10 protein-coding genes and 1 riboswitch are annotated in these 12938 nt (G+C 65.6%); of the genes, 5 read left to right on the plus strand and 5 right to left on the minus strand.

Translation table 11 applies throughout. The features are described 5' to 3' along the window. Positions 1-416: 416 nt before the first annotated feature. On the minus strand, positions 417-1409 hold the full coding sequence (locus tag DNK34_RS19585; protein WP_131176892.1) for a FecR family protein: 993 nt from the start codon (positions 1407-1409) through the stop codon (positions 417-419). Between the two features lie 145 nt (positions 1410-1554). Between DNK34_RS19585 and DNK34_RS19590 the strand changes: the two genes are divergently transcribed. From DNK34_RS19590 to DNK34_RS19610, 5 genes are all read left to right on the plus strand, one after another. After that, positions 1555-2037 (plus strand): sigma-70 family RNA polymerase sigma factor, encoded by a 483-nt coding sequence (locus tag DNK34_RS19590; RefSeq protein ID WP_131176891.1) that lies wholly within the window; start codon positions 1555-1557, stop codon positions 2035-2037. Between the two features lie 232 nt (positions 2038-2269). Then, entirely contained in the window at positions 2270-4552 is a 2283-nt protein-coding gene (gene pvdQ / locus DNK34_RS19595; protein WP_207401618.1) for a bifunctional acylase PvdQ, read from the plus strand. A gap of 150 nt (positions 4553-4702) precedes the next feature. Beyond that, positions 4703-6070, plus strand: a complete 1368-nt coding sequence (nhaA, locus tag DNK34_RS19600) for a Na+/H+ antiporter NhaA (RefSeq protein WP_131176890.1) — start codon at positions 4703-4705, stop codon at positions 6068-6070. A gap of 98 nt (positions 6071-6168) precedes the next feature. Continuing rightward, positions 6169-6335: riboswitch (yybP-ykoY riboswitch) on the plus strand. A gap of 6 nt (positions 6336-6341) precedes the next feature. After that, positions 6342-6905: a manganese efflux pump MntP gene (gene mntP / locus DNK34_RS19605; protein WP_131176889.1), complete on the plus strand. Its 564-nt coding sequence runs from the start codon at positions 6342-6344 to the stop codon at positions 6903-6905. Between the two features lie 41 nt (positions 6906-6946). Further along, positions 6947-7813, plus strand: a complete 867-nt coding sequence (locus DNK34_RS19610; protein WP_242675362.1) for an NHL repeat-containing protein — start codon at positions 6947-6949, stop codon at positions 7811-7813. Positions 7814-7882: 69 nt separating this feature from the next. On the opposite strand, the gene DNK34_RS19615 is transcribed toward DNK34_RS19610, so the two are convergent. The 4 genes from DNK34_RS19615 to DNK34_RS19630 all read right to left on the minus strand — a co-directional run bounded on the left by DNK34_RS19615 (position 7883) and on the right by DNK34_RS19630 (position 12925). Beyond that, a complete protein-coding gene (locus DNK34_RS19615) occupies positions 7883-8884 on the minus strand; it encodes an aldo/keto reductase (protein ID WP_131176888.1) in 1002 nt (333 codons plus the stop codon). Positions 8885-9183: 299 nt separating this feature from the next. After that, positions 9184-9693, minus strand: a complete 510-nt coding sequence (locus tag DNK34_RS19620; protein WP_165497334.1) for a flavin reductase family protein — start codon at positions 9691-9693, stop codon at positions 9184-9186. Between the two features lie 226 nt (positions 9694-9919). Then, on the minus strand, positions 9920-11026 hold the full coding sequence (locus tag DNK34_RS19625) for an LLM class flavin-dependent oxidoreductase (protein WP_131176886.1): 1107 nt from the start codon (positions 11024-11026) through the stop codon (positions 9920-9922). 216 nt (positions 11027-11242) lie between these two features. Continuing rightward, complete coding sequence (locus DNK34_RS19630) at positions 11243-12925, minus strand: glycoside hydrolase family 3 protein (protein ID WP_131176885.1); 1683 nt, start codon at positions 12923-12925, stop codon at positions 11243-11245. Between the last annotated feature and the right edge of the window lie 13 nt (positions 12926-12938).

Below are 12938 nucleotides of genomic sequence, written 5' to 3' on the forward strand. Positions count from 1 at the left end.
GCCACTCTTGCGAGTCCGGCTTCGGGATACTCCACGTAGTGGTAATGAGGCGGGGGGCCACTCTACAGGCGAGGTCACGCAAGGTGCCTCCAGGAGCGAACGGCCTCCCCGGTAACTGCTTCCGTCAGGGTTGTTGACAGATAAGCTCAACATACAAGGAGCACCGCCCCCATGGCGATTGGCTGCTGCTGGGGATTTGCGGGATGGCTGCAAGCGCATCGCGCCGGGGGCGACGCTCCTACGCGGGTGGTGGTTTGCCGCGATTCCGTAGGAGCTGCGACCTCGCAGCGATTAGACGACCGCACTGGGATTTGCGGGATGACTGCAAGCACATCGCGCCGAGGTAGACGCTCACACGCGGACGGTGGTTTGCCGTAATCCTGTCGCCGTGAAATCCGGCCTGCCGTCATGCCCTGCTACCGGCTGTAGTTGTGCTTGCGCCTGATGACCGTTTCACCGGCGTCGTTATGGCTGAGGTAGACCGGCAGCACCCTGGGCAGCGCCTGGACCAGGCTCTCGATGTCGTGGGTGTTGTAGATGCCGCCGATGCGCAACTGGGCCGTGGCCCGGTCGGCCAGGTGGACGGGGCGGTCCAGGTAGCGATTGATCCGCGGCAGTGCGTCGCCCAGGGTCAGGTCGTCGAGAATCAGTTTGCCGTCGCGCCAGGCCAGGGCCTCGTCAGGAGAGGCGGAGCTCAGTTGCGGGCCGGGCTGGTGCGGGTTGTACTGTGCCTGCATGCCCGGCGACAGGTAGGCGATCTGCTCCGGCCGGCGGCTGTCGCCGAGTACCTTGACCGAGCCTTCGGTGAGGGTGACGACCACCTGATCCTGGTATGTCCATACGTTGAAGCGTGTCCCGGTGACACGGATCTGACCCTGGCCGGCGTTGACCACGAACGGGTGGCCGGCATCGTGTCGCACCTCGAAATAGGCTTCGCCGCTGCTCAGGGTCACGCTGCGGCGATCCTTGAAGTTGCTGAAGGAGAGGCGGGTATTCAGGTTCATCTGCACCTGCGAGCCATCCGGCAGGGTGATCTCGCGGATCGTCGAGTCGCTCTGGTAGCGTTGATGGTCGTTGGGCATCCAGCCCTGGTGCCAGCCGACGAGCCCGGCCAGCGGCAGCATGAACAGCAGCATCGCCACGGCCATCAGCGGACGTTTGTAGCTGCGTGGAGGACGAGGCGGGGCCTTCGCCCGGGCGGGTTTGGCGGCCGGCAGGAACTCGCTGATATTCCAGATCTCCAGCATGGCGTCGAATTCACGCTGGTGCGCCGGATCGCTGCTCAGCCAGTGGTTGAGGCGCGCACGCTCCTGCTCGGAGAAGTCCGCTTCATGCAGGCGCATGCACCAGTGGGCAGCTTCATCGCTGAGGCGCTCGTTGGACGCATGCTGGGAGGATTGGCTGGACATGTCGGCTACCGGACTGGCTGAACTCTTCTCGTCATGCTGCAGTAGTTCTTTTAATGATGATGGGAATTATTATACAGTTAACTATTATTTAGTATAGCGGCCGGGTGCCACGGGCCCGGCTGGCTGCAGTCCCGGTGGAGTGACCATGGAACAGTACTACCACGGCCTGGTCCGTTACCTGACGGCCCGTCTGCGAGATCGGCACCTGGCCGCCGACGTGGCCCACGACGCGTACATCCGGGTACTGGAAAGCCCTCGCCATCACGCGCTCGACCACCCTAAAGCATTCCTTTACCGCACTGCAATCAACCTGTGTGTGGATTCGTTTCGCCGGAGCGCGGTGCGCCGCAGCGAACCGCTGAGCGAGGTGGCGGGCGAGGAGAGCCTGCAGATGCAAAGCCCGCAGGCCACGCTCTACCAGTTGCAGCGCGCCGAGCTGCTGCAACGCGCGCTGGACGAACTGCCGGCCAGGTGCAGGCAGGCCTTTCTGCTGCGCAAGCTGGAGGGCTTGTGCCACGACGATATCGCGCAGGCGATGGGGATTTCCAAGGCCATGGTGGAGAAGCATATCGTCAATGCCATGCGCCATTGCCGCACGCGCGTCGCCGAGATGGAGCGGATTTCCTAAGTAAGAGCAGCCATAAGCTAGAAGCTAGACAACCTGTTGGATGGGTCGGGCCGCGCAGGTGAAACCCATCAATCGTCGATGGGTTTCACCCATCCTACAACCGGCCGTTTCGGGTTGATGTGCCCTGGAGCAAGCCGGCGGTAAATTTGCGCTGGGGTCGCGCGTTCCTATTGCATTCAAGAGACCGGTCCTCGCTACGGGGCCGTTCAGCGATCCGCAGAAGGATGTTCAGGTGCGTCTAGGTCTACTGGTAACCGCGCTGGCCGCGCTGCTGTCTCAGGCGGGGTGCACCCGCGAGAGCCCGGGCGGCGGCGAGGTCGAAATCCGCTGGACCGCGTTCGGCATTCCCCACATAAGGGCCAGCGATGAGCGAGGGCTGGGCTACGGTGTGGGCTATGCCTACGCGCGCGACAACCTGTGCCTGTTGAGTGATGAGGTGCTGACCGCCCGTGGCGAGCGGTCGCGCTTTCTCGGTCGTGACGGACAGTCGTCGGCGCGCCTGGACAACGTGTCCTCGGATCTGTTTTTCACCTGGTTGAACGACGACGCGGCCGTCGACGCCTACTGGCAGGCGCAGCCAGCGCCCATCAGGCAGTTGCTCTCGGGCTACGCGGCCGGCTTCAACCGCTACCTGGACGACCGGGGCGTGCCCGCCGCCTGCCAGGGCGCCGAGTGGGTGAGGCCGTTGCAGGAGACGGATCTGGTGCGCCTGATCAGGCGGCTGATGGTCGAGGGCGGCGTCGGCCGTTTCGCCGAGGCGCTGCTGGCCGCCACACCGCCGTCGGCCTCCACGGCGGAAGCCCCCGGGCAGGCCGCCAGTATGGACCTGGCCAGGCTGCAGGGCTTCGCCTTCGAGCGCGGCAGCAACGCCATCGCCGTCGGCGGCCAGCGCACCGAGAATGGTCGCGGCAGGTTGCTGGCCAATCCGCATTTTCCCTGGTTCGGCGCCTTGCGCTTCTATCAGATGCACCTGACCATTCCCGGCAAGCTGGATGTCATGGGGGCCTCGCTGCCCGGTCTGCCGCTGGTCAATATCGGTTTCAACCGACAACTGGCCTGGACGCACACCGTCGATACCTCGAGCCATTTCACCCTGCACCGCCTGGCCCTCGACCCCGATGATCCGGAGCGTTATCGGGTCGACGGCACCAGCTACCCGCTGCAACGTCGTGACCTGCGCATCCAGGTCCGCGAGGCCGACGGCAGCCTGTCCACGCAGCATCAGGTGATCCATGAGTCGCGCTTCGGCCCGCTGCTGAAGTGGCCCGGGGTGGCCGACTGGGATAGGCGCCATGCCTACGCCCTGCAGGATGCCAATCTCGACAATACCCGCGCCCTGCAGCAATGGTACGCCATGAACCGGGCCGGCGATGTGCAAAGCCTGCGCGAGGCGGTGCAGCGTATCCAGGGGATTCCCTGGGTCAATACCCTGGCCGCCGATCGGCGCGGGCAGGCGCTGTACATGAACGTCTCGGTCGTGCCCAACATCCCGCGACAGCGCCTGGCGTCCTGTATCGATCGCGACCTGCAGGCCCATGGCTTGCCGGGTGTGGATGGCAGCCGCAGCGACTGCGACTGGCAGACCGACGACGGCGCCGCCCAGCCGGGCATCATCGCCGGGACACGCCTGCCGGTGTTGCAACGCGAGGATTATCTGCAGAACGCCAACGACAGTGCCTGGATGAGCAATCCACAGGCGCCGTTGAGCGGCTTCTCGCCGCTGGTCAGCCGTGACGGCACGGCGCTCGGCCTGCGTACGCGCTACGCCTTGGCGCAACTGGCGAAGCAGGGGCAGGCGCCGCTCAGCGAAGCCTTCCTCAAAGGCCTGGTGGACAGCAACCGGGTGCATGCGGCGGACCTGTTGCTCGATGACCTGTTGCAGTGGTGCCACGGGCAAGGTGGCGAGGCGGCGTTGGCCCGTGCCTGTGCGGCCATGGCCAGCTGGGACCGCAGCGCGGGGCTGGATGCCACGCTGGGCTGGCTGTATTTCCAGGCCTTCATGCTGCAGTTCCAGGCGGCCGACCAGGGCTGGCGCCATCCCTTCGATCCGCAGGATCCTCTGAACACCCCGCGCGGCATCGCCTGGCAGGATGCCGAGGTGGCCCGGGCGCTGGCGGACATGCTGCAACGTGCCGTGGCCCAGGTCGATGCGCTGAAACTCGCGCCAGGCGTGACCTGGGGGCAACTCCAGGGCGTCGAGCGCAACGCCAGGCGCATCCCGGTTCCCGGTGGCGATGGGCACCTGGGCATCTACAACGCCATCCAGAGTGTGCCGCAGGAGGCCGGCCGGCTGCAGGTGGTTGGCGGCAGCAGCTACATCCAGTTGGTGAGCTTCGACGAGCGGGGGCCGGTGGCTCAGGGGTTGCTGGCGTTTTCCCAGTCCAGCGATCCGGACTCGGCGCATTTCGCCGACCAGACCGAACTGTTCGCCCGTCAGGCGTGGCAACCCCTGCCATTCACCCCTGAACAGATCGAGGCCGATCCGCAACTGCAGGTACTGCGTCTACGGCAATAGCTGGTGAGCGGCGGGGGCGGCTCGCCGGCGGGCAGCATCTGGTCGCGCGGACGGTAAGCGGTGTAGGATAGCCGCCGGGTGTTAGCCGCATATCGCGGTGTGACAGGTTCAATAGCGTTGGTCGGGCCGCTGCGCGGAGTTCTCTCGCCCATGAAATCGCACCCGAATTCTCCGGAGTTGCCTCGTGCTCAACGTTTGGTGGAGCACGCCCTCGCCAGGCTGCGCCGTCTCCTCCAACTCGAGGCCATCAGTGGCGTGGTCCTGCTGTGCGCCACGGCGCTGGCGCTGCTCTGGGCCAATTCTCCTCTGGCCGGCAGCTATCACGCGCTATGGCATACGCCCTTTACGATAGGGCTCGGCACGCTGGTGTTTTCCCAGTCGCTGCATTTCTGGATCAACGACGGCCTGATGACCCTGTTCTTTCTGGTCGTGGGGATGGAGATCCGGCGCGAGATCCACGACGGTGCGCTGAGCGACTTCCGCCAGGCGCTGCTGCCCATCGCGGCGGCCTGCGGTGGCGTCATGCTGCCCGCCCTGATCTACCTCGCCGTCAATGGCCAGGGCGCCGGCCTGCATGGCTGGGCCATACCGACCGCCACCGACATCGCCTTCGCCGTGGGGCTGCTGGCGCTGCTGGGGCGGGGGATTCCCTCGGGTGTACGGGTCTTTCTGCTGACCCTGGCGGTCATCGATGATGTCATCGCGGTCTTGCTGATCGCGTTCTTCTATTCGGACGGTCTCGATTACAGCGGCTTTGCCCTGGCCGGGCTCGGTGCTCTGCTGGTGCTGGGGCTGCAGCGGATCGGCGCGGGATCGGCCTATGCCTATGTGCTGCCCGGCGCCCTGATGTGGCTGGGGCTGTTGATGACGGGCGCGCATCCGACCCTCGCCGGCGTCGTCCTCGGCCTGTTGACGCCGGTGTCCTGCCTGCCCATGCGCGAGCGGCCCCGGGATGTGCTATCCCGCGTCGCGGGGGAGTTGCAGGACAACCGTGGCAGCGGGATCGCATCGCCAGGCGCCGCGCAATCGCTGCGTGAGCTGCGCATCGCCCAGCGCGAACTGTTGCCTCCGGTGGTGCGTGTGCAACTGGCGCTGCACCCATGGGTCACCTATGGCCTGATGCCGCTCTTCGCCCTGGCCAATGCCGGCGTGAGCCTGGGCGGTATCGACCTGTCGCCAAGCGAGCCGCACTGGGTGATGTTGGGCGTGGCCATCGCGCTGCTCGTCGGCAAACCTGCCGGGGTGATCGGCGTGAGCTGGCTGATGGTCAGGCTGGGGTTCTGTCGGCTGCCGGCCGATGTGTCCTGGCGCGGCGTCGCCCTGATCGGGCTGCTGGCCGGGATCGGCTTCACCATGTCCATCTTCATTGCCAACCTGGCCTTCGCCGACCCGAACCTGCTGGGCGCGGCCAAGCTCGGTGTGCTGTCGGGCTCCCTGGTTTCGGCGCTCGTCGGTCTTGCCTGGGGGGCGCTGTACATGCGCCGGCTGGGGCTCGCCCAGGCGTTGCGCGAAGCCTGAGGCCAGGCCTTTCTCCCCGCATTGAGCGCGGCGGCTGCGCATCGCATCCAGGTTGGGGTCTTGACGAATTTTTCACATTTGCCCGGTTAGAGTGCCGGCCTCTTTGGGGAGTAGCCTGCTTCCGAGCCCGCTCGGAAGCGTTCGTATCAACATTCTCGGCAACCTGCCGTGGTACGAACACCTTGCGGTTGGTGAGACCAACGACATGGCCATGCCTGAAGCCGGGCGCGTGGCGCTGTCGTTGACTCATAGCCCGGCCGAGAGCTGAACCGTGAACCCCTTTTCCCTCATTCTCCTTGCGCTTGCCATGTCCACGGATGCCTTCGCCGCGGCCATAGGCAAGGGCTCGAGTCTGCACAAGCCACGCTTTTCCGAAGCCCTGCGCACGGGGCTGATCTTCGGCGTGATCGAAGCCATGACCCCGGTGGTCGGCTGGTTCATCGGCCAGGCCGCTTCCCGTTTCGTCGAGGACTGGGATCACTGGATCGCCTTTTCCCTGCTGCTGTTGCTGGGCCTGCACATGATCCATGCGGGCCTGCGCCCGCAACGGGAGGAGCCGAGCAGGCCGCAAAGCCATTCCTTCTGGATTCTCGCGCTCACCGCCTTTGCCACCAGCATCGATGCCCTGGCCGTGGGCGTGGGGCTGGCCTTCGTGGACGTGAACATCTGGCTCGCCGCGCTGGCGATCGGCCTGGCGACCACGATCATGGTGACCGTCGGGGTCATGCTCGGCCGCCTGATCGGCACGGCCTTCGGGCGCAAGGCCGAAATCGTCGGCGGCCTGGTGCTGATCGGTGTTGGCGCCGTGATCCTCTATGAACATGCGGTGCTCTGATGCCGTCTCCACACACGCTGCAATCCCGCTTCCGGAGCACCATGGCCGTTTTCCTTGGCAATCGATGGGTTCGACGCATGCTGGCCGCGCTGCTTCTGCTCAGCCTGGCCGCCCTCGCTTTCTTCGCCTGGCAGCAGTTCTATCCCGTGCGCGCCGCCGATGGCTGGCGCGTTCGCGCCCTCTACGAGGACCTGCCCAGGGCCGCCGCATTGGCGCTGGATACCGCAGGCGACCTGCTGGTCAGCGAAGAGCTGGGCCAAGGTAACGGGCGGATCGTGCGCATCGATCGGCACGGCTTGCGCAGCGTCGTGCTGCAGGGACTGTCCAAGCCCGATGGGCTGCTGACGCTGGCGGCGGGACGGGGCATCGCCTTCAGCCAGGAGGGCGGTACCCACCCTGTGTCCCTGTTACAGAATGGCGCCGTCACCACCTTGTTCTCCGCGACCAACGTGCAGGGCCTTTGGAGTGACGCCCCGGCCTCGCTCTACGCCATCGAAGACAGGGCAGGCGACGGGCGCCTGCTGCATTTCGATCTGGGCTCCCGCGTCACCACGGTACTGCGCGATGACCTGAACGAAGCGGAGTCCATTACCGGTTGCCCGGACGGCAGGTTGTTCTACACCGAGAAATCCCGGGACAGGGTGCGGCAACTGGTTGGCGACGGTGAGGATACGACATTCCTCGGCGGCCTCAACAAGCCCAGTTTCCTGCTGTGCGACAGCCGTGGTCTCTGGATCAGCGAAGACTCCAGCCATCGCGCCAGGTTGCTCCTGCTGCAGCCGGATGGGCAGTTGCAGGTGATCCTGTCCTACCTCAAGGCGCCGCAGACCTTGCTGCCCATCGCCGACGGCAAGTACCTGCTGGCCGAAGGGGGGAGGGACCGGGTGCTGGAAATCAGCCTGCAGTGACGGCCAAGGCGTGGGCGGCTGGCAGCCGCCCACGAGTCACTGGGACCGCGACTTCGAGGCCGGCAGGCCTCAGTGCCGCCCGCTGACGAAATGCGCGGGGTCGTTGAAACCATGGGTCGAAGCGTGACCGGGCGTGACCAGGCTGTCGATGAAGGCTTCGTCTTCGCTGTCCAGGCGCAGCTCCAAGGCGCCGACATAGCTCTGCCACTGCTCCAGCGTGCGCGGCCCGACGATGGCGGCGCTGACCAGGGGGTTGGCCAGCACCCAGGCAATGGCGAAGCTGATCGGGTCGCTGCCACGGCGTTGTGCATGGGCGGTGACCTGCTGGGCCAGGGCCAGTGATTCCTGGCGCCACTCGGTTTCCAGGATGCGCTTGTCCCGGCGTGCTGCCCGCGATCCCGCATCGGGCTCGTCGCCGGGCTGATACTTGCCGCTGAGCACACCGCGTGCCAGCGGGCTATAGGGCACCACGCCCAGGCCGTAGTGACGCGCGGCGGTGAGCTGCTCGGTTTCCGCCTGGCGGTTGACGATGTTGTACAGCGGCTGGCTGGCCACCGGATCGTCGACACCGAGGCGGCGGGCGATGTTCACCGCTTCGGCCAGCCGCCAGCCACGGAAGTTGGACAGCCCCCAGTAGCGGATCCGGCCCTGGCGGATCAGGTCGCCGATGGCGGAAATGGTTTCCTCCAGTGGCGTGTCGTGATCCTCGCGGTGCAGGTAGTACAGATCCAGGTAGTCGGTGCCGAGGCGGCGCAGGCTGCCCTCCAGGGCCTCGAAGATCGATTTGCGGCTCAGCCCCTGGTTGGCCGGGTGCGACCAGGAGCGCGGGCTGCCGACCTTGCTGGCGAGCACCCAGTTGGCGCGGTCGGCGGCAATCGCACGGCCGGTGATTTCCTCGGACAGGCCGTTGTTGTAGACATCCGCGGTATCGATGAAATTGACGCCCAGCTCCCGGGCCTGATCGATGATGCGGCGCGATTCGGCTTCGTCGGTGGCGCCACCGAACATCATGCTGCCGAGCGACAGCGGCGAAACCTTGAGTCCGGATTTTCCCAGCGAACGGTAATGCATGGGCATTGCTCCTCTGTGGCGGGCGGTTCAGGCCACCGCTGCGCGCGTTCGCCCACGGTGGATTGCTGGCGTGCCAGGGTAGGCCGGTCGCCCGGTGCCGGCAGGCCGGGGTGGTCTCTCAGGGTAGCGCCGGTACTCATCGAGGGACAACCCGCGTTCGCGCAGCAAAGGCAATAGGGTCGGTGAACGTGACGAACGCGCTGTGGGCCGGACCCGCTCGGGTAATCCACGAGCGATCCCGTAGCCGACGCGGCGTGCGCTGCTTGCGACCGACGTTCCGAGGCCCGGAACGCCACTGTTCAGGCGAAGCGGCCATAGCGGCCCGAGGAATAGAGCAGCGGCTCCAGATCGGAGTGCCAGCAGTCCAGTACTTCGGCAATCGCTACCAGGTGGGTACCGACATGCTGGAAATCGTTGACTCTGCAATCGAAGCCGGCAGTGCTGGCGAGCAAGGCCGGGTTGCCGCTGTCCAGGCGGCGCCAGGCATGCTTGCCGAAGCGCTGTTCGGGTGGCAGACGACCGGCGAAGTCGTTGGCGGCGTCCACGGCGTCGGCCCGCAGCACATTGACGCAGAAGCGCCGCTGGCGGATCAGGTGCGGGTAGAGGCTGGCACCGCTGTTCACCGCGATCAGCACCGTGGGAGGATCGGCCGTGACCGAGCTGAAGGCGGTGGCGGTCAGGCCGTAATCGCCGTCTCTGCCGGCGCAGGTAATGATGTTCACCGAGGCCGCGGTGTTGCGCATGGCCTGTTTGAAGGCGGCGGCGTCCAGAGGCGTGGAGAAGGGTTGTTCCAGAACGAGTACGGTCATGGGGGACTCAGGGTTTTTGTCGTTTGACTGCTCATGAACGTTGACCGAGCAGTTGTTGGTGAGCTGGTTCAAGGCGAAAGAAGCCATTGAGCTACAAGCCGCAAGCTTCAAGCCGCAAGACAGAAGCAAGAGCAATGGAGCGCTCCGAGCCGCTTTTAACTTATCGCTTGAAGCTTGCAGCTTATGGCTTCTTTCGCCTTGTAGCGTCTTTTCGGCCTCTTGGCTTCTAGGCGTTCCTGACTTTCTTGGTATTGCCCTGCTGCTCGACCAAGGCGCGGATGCGCGGCAGCAGATCCTGGCCGTACTCGACCGCGTCGCGCAGTTGCTCGAAGCCGCGGAACAGGAAAGTGCTGACGCCGGCGTTGTAGTAGTCCAGCGCCGCCTCGGCGACCTGATCCGGGGTGCCGACCAGGGACGTGGAATTGCCGGCGCCGCCGCTCAGAGCGGCGATCTCGGTCCACAGGCGCTTGTCGTGCACCTTGCGCTGGCCGGCCAGTTCGACCAGGCGCGAGGAGCCGGCGTTGCTGGTGCCGAAGTTCTTGTCGCGGCGCTTGCCCTGGCGCAGGTGGATCAGCTCGCGAGCGTCGGCCAGGATGCGCTCGGCGCGGGTCCAGGCTTCGGCCTCGGTGGCGCCGAGGATCGGCCGCAGCGACAGGCTGAAGCGGATGTGTTGTTCCCGGCCGTACCTGGCGGCGGCCTTGCGTACCTTGGCGATGCGCTCGCGGATCTGCTCCAGCGGCTCGCCCCACATCATGTACACGTCGGCGTGCTTGGCGGCGACTTCCACCGCGGCATCCGAGGCGCCGGAGAAGTAGATCGGTACATGGGGCTTCTGCAGCGGCTTGACCAGGGTCAGGTTGTCCTCGACACGGTAGTGTTCGCCCTGGTGATCGAAGGGCTCGGTGCTGGTCCAGGTCTTGCGGAAGATGTCCAGGTACTCGTCGGTACGGGCATAGCGCGCGTCCTTGTCGAGGAAGTCACCGTCGCGCTGCAGGTCGCCGCTGTCGCCGCCGGTGATCACGTTGATCGAGGCGCGGCCGCGGCTCAGGTGATCCAGCGTGGCGAACTGGCGGGCGGCGAAGGTCGGTGCCTGGAAGCCCGGGCGGTGGGCGACCAGCAGGCCGAGCTTGTCGGTCAGCGCGGCGACGTAGCTGGCCAGGATCAGCGAGTCCGGCGCGCTGGTATTGACCGCCAGCAGCACCTTGTCGAAGCCGCCGTATTCCTGGGCCTGGGCGAATGCCTTGACGAACTCCACGTCGACCACCGGGCCACGGGGTGCTTGCGATTCGCTGCCTTCCTGAGGGCCGATAAGGCCGATAAATTCGAGACTCATTGCGGGGAACTCCTGTTCATTCGGTGTGGGCGCCGCGCTCATGGGAGCGGCATCGTGGTGCACGTCAGGGCATTGACCCGGATACTAGGAAAGCGTCTTTGAACATGCAAAGAACGTATAAAAATATGCTTATGTTATTTTTATTAATTATTTATTGGGCGCCGGACCGTTGTCCCGGATAGACCGGAAAGCGGTTCGGCACTGATTGTCGGGCTGTCAGTAGCGGGCTTCTTCCAGCCCACAGAAGCTATCCACCGGGTCGCTCGCGATGAAGGCCTGCTCGCCCAGGAGTTTGGCGATCACGGCCCGTTGCACGGGCTCTATGGCGCTGTAGGCATTGATGTAGGTTGGTATCAGTGGCGCGTCGTACAGGTAGTAGGGCTGGCCGAGTGAGATCACCAGCGTTGGCAAGTCATGCCAGTGTCGGCGCAGGCTGTCACGAATGTTGCCGCCGTGAATGCGTTGCCAGTTGAGATAAATGTGCGCGCGTGCGGTGGCGGACTCTTCGGCGAGTACATAGATCAGCAGGTCATTTTTTTCCCGGCTGGGCGGATCTTCCGGATCGTAGTCGCTTACCTCGAAGCCCCGCTCGGCGAGTAACCTGGCGATGTGCAACTCGGGCCTCAACTGAGTCGGGTGGCCGATCACGCCTTCGCTGGCCAGCACGATGCGCCGATGTTTCTCGAGGCTGATGGGCAACAGTCGCTGGCGATCCTTGACCAGGGTGATGCTGGCCGCTGCCGCTTCTTCGGCGACTGCGCGGTGCGGTGCGGATTGCAGTACGCGACGCAGTTCATCCAGGGCGATCGGCGGGCGCGGGGCGCGATGCAGGCCCAGGCGTGCCTTGAGCGCCAGGATGCGGGTCACCGCCTGCTCCAGGCGTTCCTCGCTCAGCCGGCCCTCGCGCAGCCCGCGGTACATCAGGTCGAAATCGATGCTGGGGTTTTCCTGGGTAAAGAGGAACACGTCGCAGCCGGATTCGATCACGGCCGGCACCAGTTCGGCGCGGCTGTGCCAACTGCTCAGCCCGGCCATGCCGGTGGCATCGGAGATGATCAGCCCGTTGAAGCCCAGTTCCTCGCGCAGCAGGCGGCGGTTGAGCAAGGCGGACGCCGAGGCCGGCTGGAACGCATCGCGCCCGGCGTCGGCAAGATGGCGGCGGATATAGGCGGGCAGAGCGATATGCGCCGACATGACGCTCAGCACGCCGGCATCGATCAGCCCCTTGTACAGCGCGCCGAACGTGGTTTGCCAGTCTTCCCAGGACAGTGGGTTGACGGTGCCGACCAGGTGCTGATCGCGGTCGTCGAATCCTTCGCCGGGCCAGTGCTTGGCGGCGGTGGCGATGCCGTGGCGCTGGAGTATGTCGACGTGCAGGCGGGCCTGTTCGAGGATGCGCCGCTGCTCGCTGCCGTATGAGCGCGTGCCGACGATGGCGCTACGAAAGCGTGCGTTGATGTCCAGTAGCGGGGTGAAGGACCAGTTGTAGCCCAGTGCCCGGGCTTCGCCGGCCATGACCTCGAGCACCCTGGCCGACAGTTGTGGGTCGTCGGCGGCGGCCAGGCCGAGGGGGTTGGGCAGTGGCGTGCAGTGCAGGTAGCTGGCGCCGCCGCCTTCGATATCGCCACTGATCAGCAGGGGCAGTTCGCTGTTGTCGGCAAGAAAACGGTTGGCGCGCCAGATCTCTTCCAGGCTGCCACGCACGGGGCGGAAGATGCCGCCTGGGGCGAAGCCGAGCAGCTCGCGCTGGTCGAGTATGCGGTTGCTGCGCGAGGCCAGGGTGAACAACTGGCCGATCTTCTCCCGCGGACTCAGGCGCCCGAGGGTCTGGCGTACCCAGGCGATGGCCTGGTCGTCGAGGTTGAACGGTGCGGCTTTCAGGTCAATGGTGTGAGGCATGTGGGGCTCCTGG

Source organism: Phytopseudomonas dryadis, from assembly GCF_004327355.1.
In the GTDB taxonomy this organism is placed as follows: Bacteria; Pseudomonadota; Gammaproteobacteria; order Pseudomonadales; family Pseudomonadaceae; genus Aquipseudomonas; species Aquipseudomonas dryadis.

Coding starts and splice junctions, on each gene's coding strand:
- DNK34_RS19625 (WP_131176886.1), bottom strand. CDS start 11,026: ATGAGTCTCGAATTTATCGGCCTTATCGGCCCTCAGGAAGGCAGCGAA.
- DNK34_RS19620 (WP_165497334.1), bottom strand. CDS start 9,693: ATGACCGTACTCGTTCTGGAACAACCCTTCTCCACGCCTCTGGACGCC.
- DNK34_RS19630 (WP_131176885.1), bottom strand. CDS start 12,925: ATGCCTCACACCATTGACCTGAAAGCCGCACCGTTCAACCTCGACGAC.
- DNK34_RS19590 (WP_131176891.1), top strand. CDS start 1,555: ATGGAACAGTACTACCACGGCCTGGTCCGTTACCTGACGGCCCGTCTG.
- DNK34_RS19610 (WP_242675362.1), top strand. CDS start 6,947: ATGGCCGTTTTCCTTGGCAATCGATGGGTTCGACGCATGCTGGCCGCG.
- nhaA (WP_131176890.1), top strand. CDS start 4,703: ATGAAATCGCACCCGAATTCTCCGGAGTTGCCTCGTGCTCAACGTTTG.
- DNK34_RS19615 (WP_131176888.1), bottom strand. CDS start 8,884: ATGCATTACCGTTCGCTGGGAAAATCCGGACTCAAGGTTTCGCCGCTG.
- DNK34_RS19585 (WP_131176892.1), bottom strand. CDS start 1,409: ATGTCCAGCCAATCCTCCCAGCATGCGTCCAACGAGCGCCTCAGCGAT.